Annotated in this window: 15 protein-coding genes; 8 read left to right on the forward strand and 7 right to left on the reverse strand. The window is 68.3% G+C overall.

Annotated elements, in window-relative coordinates:
- Positions 1-4 precede the first annotated feature (4 nt).
- From CAL26_RS12735 to CAL26_RS12765, 7 genes are all read left to right on the forward strand, one after another.
- Positions 5-1525, forward strand: coding sequence for a class I adenylate-forming enzyme family protein (locus tag CAL26_RS12735; RefSeq protein WP_094847287.1), 1521 nt, complete (start codon positions 5-7; stop codon positions 1523-1525).
- Positions 1522-2364, forward strand: coding sequence for a citryl-CoA lyase (locus CAL26_RS12740; RefSeq protein ID WP_094847288.1), 843 nt, complete (start codon positions 1522-1524; stop codon positions 2362-2364). Before CAL26_RS12735 ends, CAL26_RS12740 begins: the two co-directional genes overlap by 4 nt.
- A 12-nt stretch (positions 2365-2376) precedes the next feature.
- Positions 2377-3120, forward strand: a complete 744-nt coding sequence (locus tag CAL26_RS12745; RefSeq protein ID WP_094849843.1) for an SDR family oxidoreductase — start codon at positions 2377-2379, stop codon at positions 3118-3120.
- The gene (locus CAL26_RS12750; RefSeq protein WP_094847289.1) at positions 3117-3917 is read left to right on the forward strand and encodes an SDR family NAD(P)-dependent oxidoreductase; all 801 of its coding nucleotides are present in this window, start codon (positions 3117-3119) and stop codon (positions 3915-3917) included. Before CAL26_RS12745 ends, CAL26_RS12750 begins: the two co-directional genes overlap by 4 nt.
- A gap of 70 nt (positions 3918-3987) precedes the next feature.
- Positions 3988-4905 (forward strand): helix-turn-helix transcriptional regulator, encoded by a 918-nt coding sequence (locus tag CAL26_RS12755; protein WP_218831545.1) that lies wholly within the window; start codon positions 3988-3990, stop codon positions 4903-4905.
- A gap of 41 nt (positions 4906-4946) precedes the next feature.
- The gene (locus tag CAL26_RS12760; RefSeq protein WP_094847290.1) at positions 4947-6077 is read left to right on the forward strand and encodes an aminotransferase class I/II-fold pyridoxal phosphate-dependent enzyme; all 1131 of its coding nucleotides are present in this window, start codon (positions 4947-4949) and stop codon (positions 6075-6077) included.
- A 138-nt stretch (positions 6078-6215) separates the two neighbouring features.
- Entirely contained in the window at positions 6216-7772 is a 1557-nt protein-coding gene (locus CAL26_RS12765; protein ID WP_094847291.1) for an argininosuccinate lyase, read from the forward strand.
- Positions 7773-7792: 20 nt separating this feature from the next.
- Here CAL26_RS12765 and CAL26_RS12770 read toward each other — a convergent pair whose 3' ends face one another.
- Positions 7793-8689 (reverse strand): LysR family transcriptional regulator, encoded by an 897-nt coding sequence (locus CAL26_RS12770; RefSeq protein ID WP_094847292.1) that lies wholly within the window; start codon positions 8687-8689, stop codon positions 7793-7795.
- 96 nt (positions 8690-8785) lie between these two features.
- Between CAL26_RS12770 and CAL26_RS12775 the strand changes: the two genes are divergently transcribed.
- Complete coding sequence (locus CAL26_RS12775) at positions 8786-9607, forward strand: NAD(P)H-dependent oxidoreductase (RefSeq protein ID WP_179283348.1); 822 nt, start codon at positions 8786-8788, stop codon at positions 9605-9607.
- On the opposite strand, the gene CAL26_RS12780 is transcribed toward CAL26_RS12775, so the two are convergent.
- The 6 genes from CAL26_RS12780 to CAL26_RS12805 form a co-directional block, all read right to left on the reverse strand.
- Positions 9559-10341 (reverse strand): ABC transporter permease, encoded by a 783-nt coding sequence (locus tag CAL26_RS12780; protein ID WP_094847294.1) that lies wholly within the window; start codon positions 10339-10341, stop codon positions 9559-9561. The genes CAL26_RS12775 and CAL26_RS12780 overlap by 49 nt on opposite strands.
- Positions 10342-10368: 27 nt before the next feature.
- On the reverse strand, positions 10369-11136 hold the full coding sequence (locus CAL26_RS12785; protein ID WP_094847295.1) for an ABC transporter ATP-binding protein: 768 nt from the start codon (positions 11134-11136) through the stop codon (positions 10369-10371).
- Positions 11133-12458: an acyl-CoA thioesterase/bile acid-CoA:amino acid N-acyltransferase family protein gene (locus CAL26_RS12790; protein ID WP_094847296.1), complete on the reverse strand. Its 1326-nt coding sequence runs from the start codon at positions 12456-12458 to the stop codon at positions 11133-11135. The genes CAL26_RS12785 and CAL26_RS12790 overlap by 4 nt, the downstream gene beginning before the upstream one ends.
- Entirely contained in the window at positions 12455-13528 is a 1074-nt protein-coding gene (locus tag CAL26_RS12795; protein WP_094847297.1) for an ABC transporter substrate-binding protein, read from the reverse strand. Before CAL26_RS12795 ends, CAL26_RS12790 begins: the two co-directional genes overlap by 4 nt.
- Before the next feature lie 14 nt (positions 13529-13542).
- Positions 13543-15060, reverse strand: a complete 1518-nt coding sequence (locus CAL26_RS12800; protein ID WP_094847298.1) for a class I adenylate-forming enzyme family protein — start codon at positions 15058-15060, stop codon at positions 13543-13545.
- A gap of 142 nt (positions 15061-15202) precedes the next feature.
- Positions 15203-15619 carry a PaaI family thioesterase gene (locus CAL26_RS12805; RefSeq protein WP_094847299.1) on the reverse strand — a complete coding sequence of 139 codons (417 nt, stop codon included), beginning with the start codon at positions 15617-15619 and terminating at the stop codon, positions 15203-15205.
- Positions 15620-15721 lie beyond the last annotated feature (102 nt).

The raw sequence follows: 15721 nt of genomic DNA on the forward strand, positions 1-15721 counted from the left end.
TCTGGTGTACCCCATCGATTTCTTTTTCCGTGCGGCGCAGCGCTATCCCGGCAATACGGCGCTGGATGGTCCGGACGGAAGCATTTCGTACGCCGACCTGGCGGATCGCGTGCGTGCCCTGGCCGCGGCGATGCAGGCCTTCGATCCCGCACCGCAGACCCGCGTCGCCATCTGTGCCGGCAATACGGCCGAACATATCCTTGCGCTGCTGGCCACGCTGGCGGCGGGCAAGATCTGGGTGCCGCTGAACTACCGCAGCACCCCCACCGAGATCGGCCGCATCCTGGAGGCGACGGAACCGTCCATCATCGCGCTCGATGCCGTTGGCGCGCCCCTGGTCGGCACGTCGATCTCCGCGCACCGCATCCGGCTGGATGGGGCGGCCGGCGCGCACGCGACGGAATACGCACTGTCCGCCTTGCTGGCGCGTCATGCCGGCGCGGCGCCCGTTGTCTATCCCATGGACCGCGACGCGGTGCAAGCCATCAAGTTCACCGGCGGCACCACCGGCCTGCCCAAGGGCGTGATGCAGCCGGCGCGTGCGTGGAACGCCGGCATCATCAACCAGATCAACGGCTGGGGCCTGGGCCCGCAGGACCGTTACGTGGTGGCCGCGCCCATTACCCATGGGACGGGCACCTACCTGCTGCCGCTGCTGGCCCAGGGCGGCGCCTTGCTGCTGGTCGACGCGGCCAGCCCCGCCACCATCACCGCGGCCTTCCGCGAGCGCGGCGGCACGCTCAGCTTCATGCCGCCGACCCTGATCTACATGATCATGGCGCAGGACGGCGTGTCCCGCGCCGACTTCCCGCATCTGCGCAACCTCATCTACGGCGGCGCCCCCATGCCCGTGGGCAAGTTCGAGCAGGCGCGCGCATTCTTCGGCCCCGTGCTCGGCACCACCTACGGCCAGACCGAGGCCCCGCAGATCGTCACCCTGATGCGCCCGGCCGACTTCGAGGACGCCGCCAACCTGGGTTCGGTCGGCCGCGTCACGTGGCTGTCGGACCTGGCGATCCTGGGGCCGGATGGCCAGCCCGTCGCCACGGGCGAGATCGGCGAGGTGGCCGTGCGCGGCGACCTGGTCATGACGGGCTATTGGCGCCTGCCGGAGAAAACCGCCGAGACCCTGGTCGACGGCTGGCTGCGCACCGGCGATACGGGCCTGGTGGATGAGCGGGGCTACCTGTTCCTCAAGGATCGCTTGCGCGACGTCGTCATCACGGGCGGCTTCAACGTGTATCCGGTCGACGTGGAAAACGCCCTGATCTCGCATCCCGACGTGCACGAGTGCTCGGTGTTCGGCGTGCCCGACGACAAATGGGGCGAAGCCGTGCATGCCGCCGTGCAACCGCGCGCCGGCGCCGTCATCGATGCCGAAGCGCTCAAGCGGCATGTGCGCGGGCTGCTGGGACCGGTCCATGCCCCCAAGCAGATTCATATCTACGAGAGCCTGCCCCGATCGTCGGTGGGCAAGGTACTCAAGAACGCGGTGCGCGACGCCGCTCTCAAGGAAATCGCATGACTGGATCATCGAACGGCACGAATCAAGCAGGTCGCACGAACGGCACGGACCATGGCAAGGGCACCGGCCCCGTCACCCGGCTGTGCGCGCATCATCTCACCGGCATGTCCTATCGCGACGCCGACCTGGTCGAGGACCTGATCGGCAAGACCACGTTCACCGAGGTGCTGTTCATGCAGATCACGGGACGCAAGGCGCGTCCGGTCGACCTGCGCATCGTCGATGCGGTGCTGGTGACCTTGATGGAGCATGGCCTGACTCCCAGCGCCATCGCCACGCGGTTGATCTATATGAGCGCGCCGGAGAACCTGCAGGGGGCGGTGGCAGCCGGCCTGATGGCCGTGGGCAGTTCCTTCGTCGGCACCATGGAGAACTGCTCGCGCCTGCTGGACCGCATCAAGGATGCCGCCGATCCGCGCGCCGAGGCGCTGGACATCGCCCGGGCCCATCGCGCGGAGAAGCGTGCCATGCCGGGCTTCGGCCATCATCTGCACAAGCCCGACGACCCGCGCGCGATCAAGTTGCTGGACATGGCCGAAGCGGAGCCGGAACTGGCCGGCACCTCGGTGCGCGCCCTGCGCACGCTGGCCGCCGCGGTGGACGAGGTGGCGGGGCGCCACATCACCATCAACGCGACCGGCGCGGTGGCGGCCCTGCTGGGCGAGCTGGGCATCCCCACCGCGCTGATGCGCGGTTTCGCCGTGATCTCGCGTGCCGCCGGCTTGGTGGCGCACGTGGCGGAGGAGCAGGAAAGCCCTTCCGGCCGTTTCATCTGGGACACCATCGACCATGCCATTCCCTATGTGGGCAAGGGCAAGAGCCATCAGACGCAGGAGTGACGGGCCATGGCGATGAACCAAGGCAAGGAAACGGTGCGCGACGTCCTGGTCACGGGCGGCAGCAACGGAATAGGGCGCGCGGTGGTGCGGCGTCTGTTGGCGGACGGCGCGCGGGTGATCAATTTCGATATGCGCGCGCCGGCGGAAACGCTGCCGGGCGAGACGCATGTGGCGGTCGACCTGAGCGATGCGGCGGCGACCCGCCAGGCCGCGGCGGAACTGGCGGCCGTGACGCCGGTGCTGCGCCTGGTGAATAACGCCGGCATCGTGCGGCCGGCGCCCTTGCAGGACGCCACGCCGGAAGACCTGGCGGCGGTCAGCGCCCTGAATCTGCAGGCGCCCCTGCTGTTGCTGCAGGGGCTGTTGCCGGGCATGCGCGCGGCGCGTTTCGGCCGGGTGGTGAATATCGCCAGCCGCGCCGCGCTGGGCAAGGCCGAGCGCAGCGTCTACGCGGCGACCAAGGCTGGGCTGTTGGGGATGACGCGCACGTGGGCGCTGGAGACGGGCGCGTATGGCGTGACGGTCAATGCCATCGGTCCGGGACCGATCGCCACCGAGCTGTTCACGCGCGTCAATCCGCCGGGTGCGCCGTCCACGCAACGCATCATCGACAACATCCCGGTGCGGCGCATGGGGCAACCCGAGGATGTCGCGCATGCGGTGGCTACGCTGCTGGACGACCGCGCCGGCTTCATTACGGGGCAGGTGCTTTATGTCTGCGGCGGCATGACGGTCGGCCTGGGGCAGGCGGCATGACGGCGCGCCTGGCGGGCAAGGTGGCGCTGGTGGCGGGTGCGGGGGCCAGCGGGCCGGGCTGGAGCATAGGCAAGGCCAGTTGCGTCACCCTGGCGCGGCAGGGCGCCCGCATTATCGCGCTGGATCGCGACGCGGCGGCGGCGGAGGATGCCGCGCGGGAAGTGGCCCATGCCGGCGGCATCGCCTTGCCCCTGTGTGCCGACGTCGGCGACGAAGCGGCGATGCGCCAGGCCGTGACCAGCGCCATGGCGGAATTTGGCCGCATCGACATCCTGCAGGCCAATGCCGGCATAGGCAAGGTGGGCGGCCCGGGCGACATTAGCGTCGAGGACTGGGAGCGCATCCAGCGCGTCAACGTGACCAGCCTGCTGATCGCCAGCAGCCTGGTGGCGCCCATCATGAAGGCGCAGGGGGGCGGCGCCATTGTCACCGTGTCTTCCATCGCCGGCATCCGCTACACCGGCTATCCGCACCTGGCCTACAGCGTGACCAAGGCCGCCGTCATCCATTTCGCCCGCATGCTGGCGCAGCAGTACGCCGCCGACGGCATCCGCGCCAACACCGTCATTCCCGGCCTGATCGACACGCCGCGCGTGCGCCACACGGTGGGCCGCATGTTCGACCCGACCGATGCCCAGGCCGCCAGCCGCGCCCGCGATCGCCAGGTACCCATGGGCCGCATGGGCACCCCATGGGAAGTCGCCAACGCCGTCGCCTTCCTGGCCTCCGACGAAGCATCCTATATCACCGGCACGGAACTGGTGGTGGACGGCGGCTTGGTGGGCAAGTATGCGTAGAAAGGCCTGACGGGAGGGCAGGCGGCCGCGCCAGGAATAAACTGCGGCTAGACCGAGTCCGCCATTGCTTATGCCCAACCATTCCGTCAGCGCTCCAGATCGCCACTTGCCGCAGGCGATCATCGGTCAATTGATCGACGAGGCCGGCACACGGCGGTCGCTGGACGTTTTGTTCGATGCGCTGGCGGGCGTGGTGCCGTTCGAGATGGTGTCGGTGCTGGTGTACCGGGGCAGGGGGCGGCCGGTTTTGCTGTATGACAGCTTCGCCGAGCCGGCGTATCGGCAGGGCCTGGACAATTACCTGCGGTTTTCCTATGTGTTGAACCCCTGCTACCAAGCCTATCTGGGTGGCTTGCGGAGCGGGGTGATGCGGATCCGCGACCTGCTTTCCGGCGGCACCGCCACGGCCGCGACCGCCGCCGCGGGGGCGGGCGGTGCCAGGGCGGGTGCGGTGGATGCCGCCCCGGTGGCAATCTCCGACGAAGAGGAAATCGGCTACGTCACGTTGGGCTGGCCGCCGAATCGCGTGGAAGTGCTGGCCCTGGTCCCGCTGCCCGGCGACGCCGCCGCCGAGATCGGATTGCTGCGGCCGCACGCGGCCGGCGGATTCAGCGAGCAGGACCTGTATTGCCTGCGCCAGTTGCATCCTGTCATGGCCGCGGTCATCGCCCGGTATTGGCGCGAGCACCGCGATGCCGCGGCGGATGCCGGCAGCCGCGCGCCGGCGGATACCCGCATCGACACCGCCTTCGACGACTTCGGCAAACCACGGTTGAGCACCCGGGAAGGCCAGGTCGTCCGCATGGTGCTGCAAGGCCATTCGTCGGAATCGATAGGCTTGCACCTGGGCATCTCCATCACCACGGTCAAGACGCATCGAAAGAACGCCTATGCCAAGCTCGGCATTTCCACCCAGTCCGAGCTGCTGTCGCTGTTCCTGAAGACGGCCCGCCTCCTCCCCGGGGAGGATGTCGCGACCAGGGACTAGGGCACATCATTGCCCCTTTCCCAGCACAACGAGGGGCTGTCTTGAAATACACACGCATGCCGATCGAGGCGCAGGCGCCGGAAGAAGTCGGCTATGGCCGCATCCGGAACAATCTGTCTGAAAGCTCCATCGCCGATCGCAAACTGGGCGAACTGGGCGTGGACCTGTCCGACCTCACCCTGCTGTACGGCGAGCACCGCGGCGACCGGGCGTTGCGCGAACAGATCGCGCGCCAGGCCGGCAGTCCGGCAATACACGTGGACGACGTGCTGGTGTGCGCCGGCGCGGCCGGCGCCTTGTTCATCGTCGCCAGCGCAATGCTGAAGCCGGATTCGCATCTGGTCGTGGTGCGGCCGAACTACGCCACCAATATCGAAACGCCGAAAGCGATCGGCTGCGAGATCAGCTACGTCGATCTGTCCTTCGAGGCCGGCTACAAGACGGATATCGACGCCATCGAGCGCGCCGTGCGGCCCGGCACCGCCTGCATCAGCGTGACCTGCCCGCACAACCCGACCGGTTCGATGATGTCCTGGGACGACCTGCTGCGCCTGGACGACATCGCACGGCGCAACGGCTGCGTGGTGCTGGTGGACGAAACCTACCGCGACCTCAGCCATGGCGAGCCTTACCCGACGGCGGCCAGCATCAGCGATCGTTTCATCGCCGTATCGTCGTTGTCCAAGGCCTACGGCACGCCAGGCATACGCGTCGGCTGGCTGATCACCCGCAACCGGCCGCTGTACGAGCTGTTCCTGGCGGCCAAGGAGCAGATCGGCATCTGCGGCTCGGTCCTGGACGAGGCGGTGGGCGCGGCGGTATTGGCGCAGCGCGAAACCTGGCTGAAGACCAGCAATCAACGCAACCAGCGCCACCGCGACATCCTGCGGGCCTGGATGCGGGACGAGCCCTATATGGAGTGGGTGGAGCCGGCCGGCGGCGTGGTGTGCTTTCCCCGGCTGAAGGTGCCGGCGTCCTTCGACCTGGACCGCTTCTACCGCAGCCTGCTGGAACGCCACGGCACCTACGTCGGTCCCGGCAACTGGTTCGACATGCCCCGCCATTACATGCGCATCGGTTACGCCTGGGTGACCGAACAGCAACTGCGCGACGGCCTGGCGGGGATATCCGCGGCCATCCGGGAACAGCTGGACGAACATCGCGGCGGATGACCCCCAACGACGGCAAGGGGAGCAATGCGAAAGCCGGTCATGCGGCAAGCCGGGTGATCCAGGGGCGCGGCAACGGTATCATCGTGGTTTTCCGGGCGGGCACGCTCCGGACCGATGGATGCAAAGCAAGGAGACCCCATGACCGTTGCCACACACCAGGCCCGCCGAGCGGGCCGCGGCTCGCGCCGTCTCGCTGCCGCCGGCCTGCTCGCGCTAGGCCTGGCGTGCGTCCGCGCCGATGCCGCGAACGGCGGCGCCAGCGGCCTGCATGACAATTTCTTCTGGCTCGGCCAGTTCAACAAGGCGTCGATCGTGATGACGACGGAGCAGGGCATCCTGCCGCCGGACATCGCGCAGAAAACCGCGCGCGCCGTCGCCCAGGTGATCGCGGAAGGCGACAAGCCCGGCGGCAAACGGCCCGGCGACTACCTGCAGCTGGAACCGCTGATCACCAAGATCGCGGGCGCCGACGCCACCCGCATGCACTCCGGCCGCAGCCGCCAGGACATCCTGGCCACCACCCGGCGCGTCATGCTGCGCGACCGCCTGCTCGATCTTTACGAGGCGCTGAATCAGGCCCACGCGTCGGTCAATGCGCTGGCCGAGAAGTACGCCGACGCCATCGTGCCGGCCTATACCAATGGCGTACAGGCGCAACCCACCACCTACGGCCATTACCTGCTGGCGTTTTCCAACGTGCTGGACCGTGACGCGGCGCGCCTGCGCCAGGTCTATGCACGCGTGAACCTCAGCCCCATGGGCGCGGCGGCCCTGGGCACGTCCAGTTTCCCGATCGACCGCAAGCGCCTGGCCGACCTGCTGGGCTTCGACGGCGTGGTGGACAATTCCTACGACGCCGCGCAGTTTTCGCAGATCGATATCGGCGCGGAAGCCGCCAGCCTGGCCAGCACCATGGCGCTCAGCGTGGGCGCCTTCGTGCAGGACATCCACACCCAGTATCACCAGCCCAAGCCCTGGCTGATGCTCACCGAAGGCAAGCTGACGGGCACCAGCAGCATCATGCCGCAGAAGCGCAATCCCTATGCGCTGAACGACGTGCGGCTGGCCGCCAGCGAAACCGTCGGCGACGCGATGGCCGCGCTGGTGGTGGCGCACAACGTGACGCCCGGCATGCCCGACTACAAGCGCGGGCAGGCGCAGGACGCGGTGGACTCCGCCACGGATATGTACCTGAAGCTGGACGAGATGCTGGGCGGCCTGGTGCTGAACCGCGAACGCGCCCTGGCCGAAGTGGACGCCGATTATTCGACCACCACCGAGCTGGCCGACGTCCTGCAGCGCGACGCCAACGTGCCGTTCCGCATCGGCCATCATTTCGCTTCCGAACTGGTCAGCTACGGCCGCCAGAACAACCTGAAGCCGGCCGACATCCCGTACGCGGAAGCGCAGCGCATCTATGCGGCGTCCGGCAAGGCGAACGGCGTGGACAACGCCAAGCTGCCGCTGGACGAAGCGCGCTTCCGCCAGGTGCTGACCGCGCAGAACATGATCGCTTCCAGCAAGGGCCAGGGCGGTCCGCAGCCCGCCGAAGTCGCGCGCATGCTCGCCGACGCCAAGCAGCGCCTGTCGGTGGACATGACCTGGGTGCAGAGCACGCGCGACCGCCTGACCACCGCGCAGGACAACCTGGACCGGGCCTTCGACGCGGTCGCCAATCCCCCGGCCAAGAAGTAGTCCGTCCCGGCGCGCGGCGATCAGACAGACCGCGCGACAAGGTCGCGCAGCCACTGATGCGCGGGATCGCGGTGCAGCCTTTCATGCCACAGCATGAGCATCTCGAAACCCGCCACTTCCAGGGGCGGCTCGACCACCTGCAGCGCATGGTTGCCGAGCACCAGCCGCGACGGCACCAGGGCCACCAGGTCGGTGCTGGCCAATACGGCCGCCAGGAACAGGAAATGGGGCACCGATAGCGCCACCCGGCGCGTCATGCCCAGCCGCGCCAGCGCTACGTCCGTCACGCCGTGGAAGCCGCCGCCATCCGCCGATACGATGGCGTGGTCGAGTTTGCAGAACTGCGCCAGGGTTGGCCGGCGCTTCAGCCCAGGATGCCCCTTGCGTCCGGCCAGCACGTAGCGCTCGATGAACAGTGAGCGCTGTCTTAGCCCGGGCGGTGCTTCGGCACCGATGTGGAAGGCAAGGTCCACGTCGCCCTGGTCCGCCTGCCGCGCCAGCATGGGAGGATTCAGTTCGAGTATCGCCAGGCGCGAGCGCGGCGCCGCCGCGCGCAAGGCCGCCATGGCCGGCAGCAATATGGTCGATTCGCCGTAGTCGGATGCCGCCGCCCGCCAGGTCTGTTCGGCCCGCGCGGGATCGAATGGACGGCTGGGCGCGACGGCCTGTTCCAGGGCTTCCAGGGCCAGGCGCAGCGGTTCGCGCAGTTCGTCCGCGCGCGCCGTGGGCCGCATGCCGCGTGGGCCGGGCAGCAGCAGCGGGTCGCCGAGCACTTCCCTCAACCGGGCCAGCTGCACGCTCACCGTGGGTTGCGCCAAATGCAGCCGTCGGGCCGCGCGGGTCACGTTGTGTTCGGCCAGCAGGGCATCCAGCGTGACCAGCAGGTTCAGGTCGAGGCGACGCAATGAATTGTTCATGGCAATACCAGGGATTGCAGAAATTCATTTTGAATATACCTGAGGCGTGCCTATCGTATGCCCATACGCACTTGCGAGCCTATGGAGCACCGCCTCATGAATGTCCTGATCGTCTACGCCCATCCCGAGCCTCGTTCCCTGAACGGGGCCATCAGGGACTTCTCCGTCGAACGCCTGCGCCAGGCGGGACATGCCGTACAGGTATCGGACCTGTACGCCATGCGCTGGAAGGCGGTGGTGGATCGTGCCGACAATACCGCGGCGCGGACCGATGCACGCTTCGACGTATCCGCGGATTCGGAGCAGGCTTATGCGAACGGCACGCAGAGCGCCGACATCGCCGGCGAACAGGAGAAGTTGAAATGGGCCGATGCTGTCATCCTGCAGTTCCCGCTCTGGTGGTTTTCGATGCCGGCCATACTCAAGGGCTGGGTCGATCGCGTGTATGCCTGTGGATACGCGTATGGCGTGGGCGAACACTCGGACACGCATTGGGGCGACCGATATGGCGAAGGCATCCTGACCGGCAAGCGGGCCATGCTCGTAGTGACGGCGGGCGGCTGGGCGTCGCACTACGCGCCGCGCGGCATCAATGGGGCGATCGACGACATCCTGTTCCCCATCCAGCACGGCATCCTGTTCTTTCCAGGCTTCGACGTGCTGCCGCCTTATGTGATCTACCGCACGAACCGCGTGGACGCGGCCGGCTTTGCCGGGATCCGTGACACCCTGGGCCAGCGCCTGGACGCGCTGGCGACCACGGAACCCATCCCGTTCCGCAAGCAAAACGGCGGCGATTACCTGATACCCGAGCTGACGCTAAGGCCCGACATCGCGCCCGGGCAGGCCGGAACGGCCATCCATCAGCGTCAGGCCGCGTCGCGGTCGCCGCGCGATTCCCAGAACACCACGCGTTGATGGATCCGGCGCATCAGCATGGATCCGGCCAGGCCGATGACGGCCAGCAGCAGCACGCCGGCGAACATGGTGGCCAGGCTCATGCTGACCGAGGCCGACGCGATCAGGTAGCCCAGGCCCTGTTGCGCGGACAGGAATTCGCCCACGACCGCGCCGATCAGCGCCATCGCCACGCCTATCTGCAGGCCCGAGAAGATATCGCCCGCCGCGGCAGGCAGCTTCACGTGCAGCAGCAGATAGGCCCGGCTGGCGGAAAACGCGCGGCAGGCGTCGAGCAGCTCGGTATCCGTGCGCTTGATGCCGTTGATGGTGTTGACGAACAAGGGAAAGAAGCACACCAGCGCGACCAGCACCACCTTGGACGACATGCCGAAGCCGAACCACACCAGGATGATGGGCCCCAGGGCCACCTTGGGCATGGCCTGCAGGCCGACCAGCAGCGGATACAGGAATCGTTCGAAGGTGCGGGATTCGGCCAGCAGCGCGCCCAGCAGCACGGCCAGGCCGCAGCCGATGACATAGCCGGCCAGCGATTCCGCCAGCGTGGCCCAGATGTGCGGCCACAGCGTGCCATCGGCGAAGCCGCCGTACAGCGCGTGGAACACCGCGCCGGGCGGCGGCAGCAGGTAGTCGGGGATGGCGAAGGCCTGGATGGACCAATGCCAGATCGCGATGAGCACGGCGACGCTGATCAGCGGATAAAGGAAAGAGGTGATGTCTAGGCGTTTCAGCATGGCGGGGGAGGCGGCGGCAGGGCGCGATCAGGCGGCCTGCGCATGGGTGAAGTGGCGGCGCAGATGCTGGCAGGCGGCATTGAAAGCCGCGTCGCCCAGCGTTTCCAGGGTGCGCGGGCGCGGCAGGTCGGGGCGATAGTCTTCGATGATGCGTCCGGGCCGGGGCGACATGACCAGCACGCGGTCGGCCAGGAACACCGCTTCCGGAATGCTGTGGGTGATGAACAGCACCGATTTGCGCTGGGTGCTCCAGATACGCTGCAATTCGAGCGTCAGGGCCTCGCGCGTCAGGGCGTCCAGGGCGGCGAAGGGCTCGTCCATCAGCAGCAGGTCGGGATCGGCCAGCAGCATGCGGGCGATGCCCACGCGTTGCTGCATGCCGCCGGACAGTTCGCCCGGATAGTTGCCGGCGAAGCCGCCCAGCGACACCAGCTCCAGCAGCGACCGCGCGCGTTCGCGCGCCGGTCCCGCCGGCAGGTCCATGGTGCGGGCCGGCAGCAATACGTTGTCCAGCACCGTCTTCCAGGGCAGCAGATTGGGCTTCTGGAACACCACGCCGGCGCGGCGGCTGGGCCGCGTCACGGTTTCTCCCCCCAGGCTGACGTCGCCCTCGGTGGGATGCAGCAGTCCGGCCGCCAGTTTCAGCAGCGTGGACTTGCCGCAGCCGGAAGGCCCCAGCACCGCCACGAATTCGCCCGGCGCGATATCCAGGTCGATGTCCGCCAGCGCCTGTATCCTGCCGCGCCGCGTCGGATAGGTCAGCCCGACGCGCTTGAAGCTCAATGCCGCGCTCATGCACCCGCTCCGTGCGCGGCCGCGGCGGTCGCCAGGAAGCGCTGCACGGCGTCCCAGGATTGCCGGTTCGCCTGGGCGTTGGCCAGCGGCGTGCCGCCGCCGGTCAGCACCACGCCCGCGACGGGATGGGGCTTGGCGATCAGCGTGGTGGGCACGTTGGGCACGCCGATGGCATGGCCGGCGCCCTGGCCGCATACGTGTTCGACCGGCCAGCGGTGGCCGTGGTCCTTGAGCGTGGCGGCGATCTGTTCGCTGAACAGGGTGGAAGGCCAGAAGCCGTCGTCGGTGCCGGAAACCAGCATGACGGGGCCCTGTATCTTTTCCACGGCGATGCGGGCGGCGGCCACGGATGCGGCGTCGCGCAGCGGCGTGTGGAAGGCCGGCGCCTGCCGTACCGGCTGGCCGTCGGTGGGCGTCTGGTTGAAGGCCGCCCAATCGACCTGGGGATTGTCCTGCCAGACATTGCGCAGCGGCTGTCCCTGCCAGGTCCAGGTCGGCGAATCCGGCGCTTCGCCGGGCGCGCCGGCGCGCAGCGTGCCGTGCACCACCGCGCTGGGCACATAGGCGATGGCGGCGTTGACCAGGTCGGGGAAGCGCGAAGCCAGCATCAGCGTCAGCTCGCCGCCGCGCGACTGGCCCGTCACGGCGACGAAGCCGTTGGCGGGGGCCAGGTTGGCGCGCGTCCAGCGCAGGGCTTTTTCGAAGTACTCCAACGGCGTGCGGGAGATATGCGCGGGCAGGCCGGGTGCCTTGAAGTATCCCAGGGCGAATGCCGTGTAGCCATGCGCGGCGTACAGCGCGGCGCGCTGGCGCGGGATGCCGCCGCCGGAGCCGTTCAGCACGATGATGACGGGGCGGGGCTCGGTGCCGGCGGGGCGGAACACGGTCCCCACCAGGCCGTCTTCCTGGATCTCGCGGCGCGTGACGCCTTCCACGACATAACGCTGCACCAGCGTCGCATGGGCGGCCTGGCCATCGGCGCTCTCGGCGTCGATGGCGATGGCCAGCGTGTCCACTTCGTCGCTGCGCGCGGGGTCGGTCGGGGGCTCGATGCGTTTCATGGCCCAGACCGCGGCCATGGCGTCGGCGCCGTCCCAGTCGCCGCTGGCGGGCGCCTGCTTGTCCAGGTCGACCGTGCCGTCGGCGCCGACCGTGAACGTCGCCGCGCTGCGCCAGACGCTGCCGTCCGGGTGGCGCAGTTCGGCGCGCAGGCGCGCCGGCCCTGGCGGAAAGCCGGCCAGGACGATGCGGCGCGCGACGTCGACGGCCGCGTCCGCCGGCTCGACCCGCAGCACGGCGCGGTTACCATGGTCGCCGCTCATTTGGCCGCCTTTGCCTGCGCGCGCACGGCATCGGCATCGAAATCGTTGATCTGCTTGATGAACTCGTTGGAAAAGATCTTGTCCACCGGCACGTTCGCCGACGGATATTCGCCCGCGGCCGCCATGGCCTGGATGCCGGCGGTGATGGCCTTCAGGTCGTAATAGCCGGGCACGCGCGGCTGGCCGGACGGGGTGTAGAGCACGCGCTGCAGGCGCCGGCTGAGCAGCGTGGCCTGGTCCTTCAGCGCCTGGGCCTCGTCGCCAGCCGGCTTGGACTGCGGATTGGCGCGCCAGAAGGCCCGCACGCAGAATTCCGGGTTGGCGACGCAGGCGACCTGCGCCTTGGTGTAGGCGCGGGCGAAGCGCACCATCAGGTCGGGATGGTCGCGGAAGGTGTCCACATGGGCGATGAAGCCGTTGCCCGCGGTTTCGGCGAAGACGGACGGATAGGCGATGCGGCGGATCGGCGTGCCGGACATCTCCAGCATGTCGTTCCAGCTGCTATTGAAGTTCAGCGCCTCCACCTTCCCGGTCTTCAATGCCTGGAAGCCGGCGGCGAGCGCGCCCACGGCCACGTAGTCCACGTCCTTGCCGGGCGTCAGGCCGGCGGTGCGCAGCGCGGCGCGGCCGCCGGGTATGGTGCCCCAGGTCAGCGCGCCGACGCCGATCTGCTTGCCCTTGAAGTCGGCCAGCGTCTTGACGGGCGAATTGGCCAGCACGGCGAATTCCATGGTGTTGCCCGGTACGCCGTTATAGAAGTAGCGTAACGGCAGGATGTCCTTGCCGCTGAAATAGCTGGAGATGACCGGTTCGGATGTCGGATAGCCGAAGGTGACGCGCTTGCTCGCGACCTGCGGCAGCAGGGCGCCCGCGCCCTGGAAGACGATGGTCTTGACCGACAGGTTTTCCTGCTTGAAATAGCCGAGCTCGTCGGCGGCGGCGTAGGGCGCGCCGTCATGCACGGCGGGCGGGATGGCCAGCGCGACGGTGACTTCGTCGACGGCATGGGCAGGCGCCGCGGCCAGGGCGGCGACTAGCCCGCCCAGCGCGATTACGGAGGGGAAACGCATGGAAAGTCCTTTTTTCAGTGGTCGCCCTGGCCCAGGCGGGATGCCGCGTCGCGCAGCAGTTGATTGCGGTCGATCTTGTTGGTGGACGCCAGCGGCAGGTGGTCGACGAACCAGACCTGCCGCGGATGCTGGTAGGCCGGCGCGTGTTCCAGCGCGTAGCGCTTGATCTCTTCGGCGTCGGCGTGGTGGCCGGCGCGCAGGACGATGTAGGCCACCGGTTTCTGGCCCTTGATGTCGTCTTCCACCGGGACGACGGCGGCCTGCTGCACGGCGGGATGCTGTTCCAGCATCTTCTCCACTTCGCCCGGGTAGATGTTTTCGCCGCCGCTGACGAACATGTCGTCGCGCCGGCCGACGAAGGTGTAGAAGCCGTCCGCGTCGCGGCGGAATACGTCGCCGGTCGAATAGTAGCCGTCAGGCGTGAACGGGTTGGCCAGGTCGGGGCGCTGGTGATAGCCCAGCATCAGGCCGGGGCTTTTCATTTCCAGGATGCCCTGGTCGGGGCCGTCGCCCGGTCCGGGCGCCAGGCGCAGCGAGACTTCCGGATGCGCGTGGCCCACGGAGGTCGTCGGCGTCGGCAGGCCTTGCGGATGCGGGCCGAAGACGACCGGACCGCCTTCCGTGGTGCCGAAGGCGTTGATGACGCGCGCGTTGGGCAGCATGGCGTGGATCTGCGCCAGCAGGCTGGCGCTGACCGGCGCCGATCCCATGCGGATCACCTTGACCGACGACAGGTCGGTGCGGGACAGCAGGTCGCGCTCGCGCAGCATCATGGCGATCATCGGCGGCACGGCGGTCAGCCAGGTACAGCGGTAGCGTTCGATGCAGCGGATATAGGCCTGCGCCGTGAACTGCGGCAGCAGCACCGTGGTGGCATGGCTGCCCACCGACAGGAAGGCCAGGGCCAGCGCGTTCATGTGGTACAGCGGCGCGGCGATCAGCGCCCGCTCGTCGTTCAGCGGGGTGGCCTTGCGGCGCGTCTGCACCGTCCACAGATGGCTGGCGTGCGACAGCAGCACGCCCTTGGGCCGTCCGGTGGAGCCGGAGGTGTACAGCATCAGCGCCACGTCGTCCGGCTTGGGACGGTAGGCGGGCTGCTTGCCGGGCCGCAGGAAGTCCTGGAAGGGATCGGCGTGCGCCGAGGCTTCCATGGGTATCGCTTCGAGGCCGGCGGGAAGGCTGGGGCGGCGGGCTTCGTCGAACAGGACGAGGCGGGCGCCGCTGTCTTCCAGGACGAAGGCGATGGTGGAGGCCGGGAACTTGAAGTTCACCGGCACGGCCACTAGCCCGGCGCGCATGATGCCCATCACCGCCGCCACGTAACGCACCGAATTGGCGGACAGCAGCGCGATGCGGTCGCCCGTGGCGTAGCCGCGCGCGCGCAGCGCCTGCGCCACGCCTTCCGCCAATGCATCGAGCTCGGCGTAGGTGTACCGCGCCTCATGCAGTTCGGCGTCCACGCCTATCATGGCGATCCGCGCCGGATCGGCCGACGGATCGATCAGGTCGCCAAGGTTGTACGGTGTATGCATATCAATCGCCTAAAACTGTGCGTTTCACCCGTGCCGCGATGGTGCCGCCGATCGGGGACGCCGCGGATCCGGGTCCCCCGGTCCGCCGGCGTCGCCCCCCTTGGAGGGGGGAAGCGCGCAGCGCTTCGGGGGGTGGGCTTTACTACACAGCCGTGGAGTAGACGCCGCGGCCGCTGGCCACGAGTTTTCCGTCCTTGTCGAAGACCTGCGCTTCGGCGACCGACACCTGCGATCCGAACTTGATGACCTTGCCCTTGGCGGTCAGGTCGCCCTGGAAGGCGGCGCGGTGGTAATCCACGCGCAGGTCGATGGTCGGCACGCCCCGGCCGGTGCTGGAGACCAGCGCCCAGTCGGCCGTCAGGTCCACCAGCGCGGCCAGGATCCCGCCGTGGGTGTAGCCCTTTTCGGCATTGACCACCCACTCCTCGCGCCACTTGGCCTTGAGTTCGATCTCGCCCGTCCCGACGGACAGGACCTCGATGCCCAGCCACTGGTGGTAAGGCCCGCGCAGCAGTTTCGCCTGGATGTCTTCCTTGGTGGGGAGCGTTTTTTCGGTCATGGTTATTTCCGTATCTCTGGTATTCGGTTGTCTGTGTGATCTTCCGTATGGCTTTCCGCATGGCCTTCCGCATGGCTCTCCATGCCGCCGGGGCACCCGCCC

The organism is Bordetella genomosp. 9 (assembly GCF_002261425.1).
Lineage (GTDB): Bacteria > Pseudomonadota > Gammaproteobacteria > Burkholderiales > Burkholderiaceae_B > Bordetella_C.

Excerpts from the sequence above, each read along its gene's own strand:
- CAL26_RS12780 (WP_094847294.1), bottom strand. The coding sequence starts at position 10,341 with ATGCTGAAACGCCTAGACATCACCTCTTTCCTTTATCCGCTGATCAGC.
- CAL26_RS12750 (WP_094847289.1), top strand. The coding sequence starts at position 3,117 with ATGACGGCGCGCCTGGCGGGCAAGGTGGCGCTGGTGGCGGGTGCGGGG.
- CAL26_RS12785 (WP_094847295.1), bottom strand. The coding sequence starts at position 11,136 with ATGAGCGCGGCATTGAGCTTCAAGCGCGTCGGGCTGACCTATCCGACG.
- CAL26_RS12740 (WP_094847288.1), top strand. The coding sequence starts at position 1,522 with ATGACTGGATCATCGAACGGCACGAATCAAGCAGGTCGCACGAACGGC.
- CAL26_RS12755 (WP_218831545.1), top strand. The coding sequence starts at position 3,988 with ATGCCCAACCATTCCGTCAGCGCTCCAGATCGCCACTTGCCGCAGGCG.
- CAL26_RS12800 (WP_094847298.1), bottom strand. The coding sequence starts at position 15,060 with ATGCATACACCGTACAACCTTGGCGACCTGATCGATCCGTCGGCCGAT.
- CAL26_RS12745 (WP_094849843.1), top strand. The coding sequence starts at position 2,377 with ATGAACCAAGGCAAGGAAACGGTGCGCGACGTCCTGGTCACGGGCGGC.
- CAL26_RS12805 (WP_094847299.1), bottom strand. The coding sequence starts at position 15,619 with ATGACCGAAAAAACGCTCCCCACCAAGGAAGACATCCAGGCGAAACTG.
- CAL26_RS12790 (WP_094847296.1), bottom strand. The coding sequence starts at position 12,458 with ATGAGCGGCGACCATGGTAACCGCGCCGTGCTGCGGGTCGAGCCGGCG.
- CAL26_RS12765 (WP_094847291.1), top strand. The coding sequence starts at position 6,216 with ATGACCGTTGCCACACACCAGGCCCGCCGAGCGGGCCGCGGCTCGCGC.
- CAL26_RS12775 (WP_179283348.1), top strand. The coding sequence starts at position 8,786 with ATGAATGTCCTGATCGTCTACGCCCATCCCGAGCCTCGTTCCCTGAAC.
- CAL26_RS12795 (WP_094847297.1), bottom strand. The coding sequence starts at position 13,528 with ATGCGTTTCCCCTCCGTAATCGCGCTGGGCGGGCTAGTCGCCGCCCTG.
- CAL26_RS12770 (WP_094847292.1), bottom strand. The coding sequence starts at position 8,689 with ATGAACAATTCATTGCGTCGCCTCGACCTGAACCTGCTGGTCACGCTG.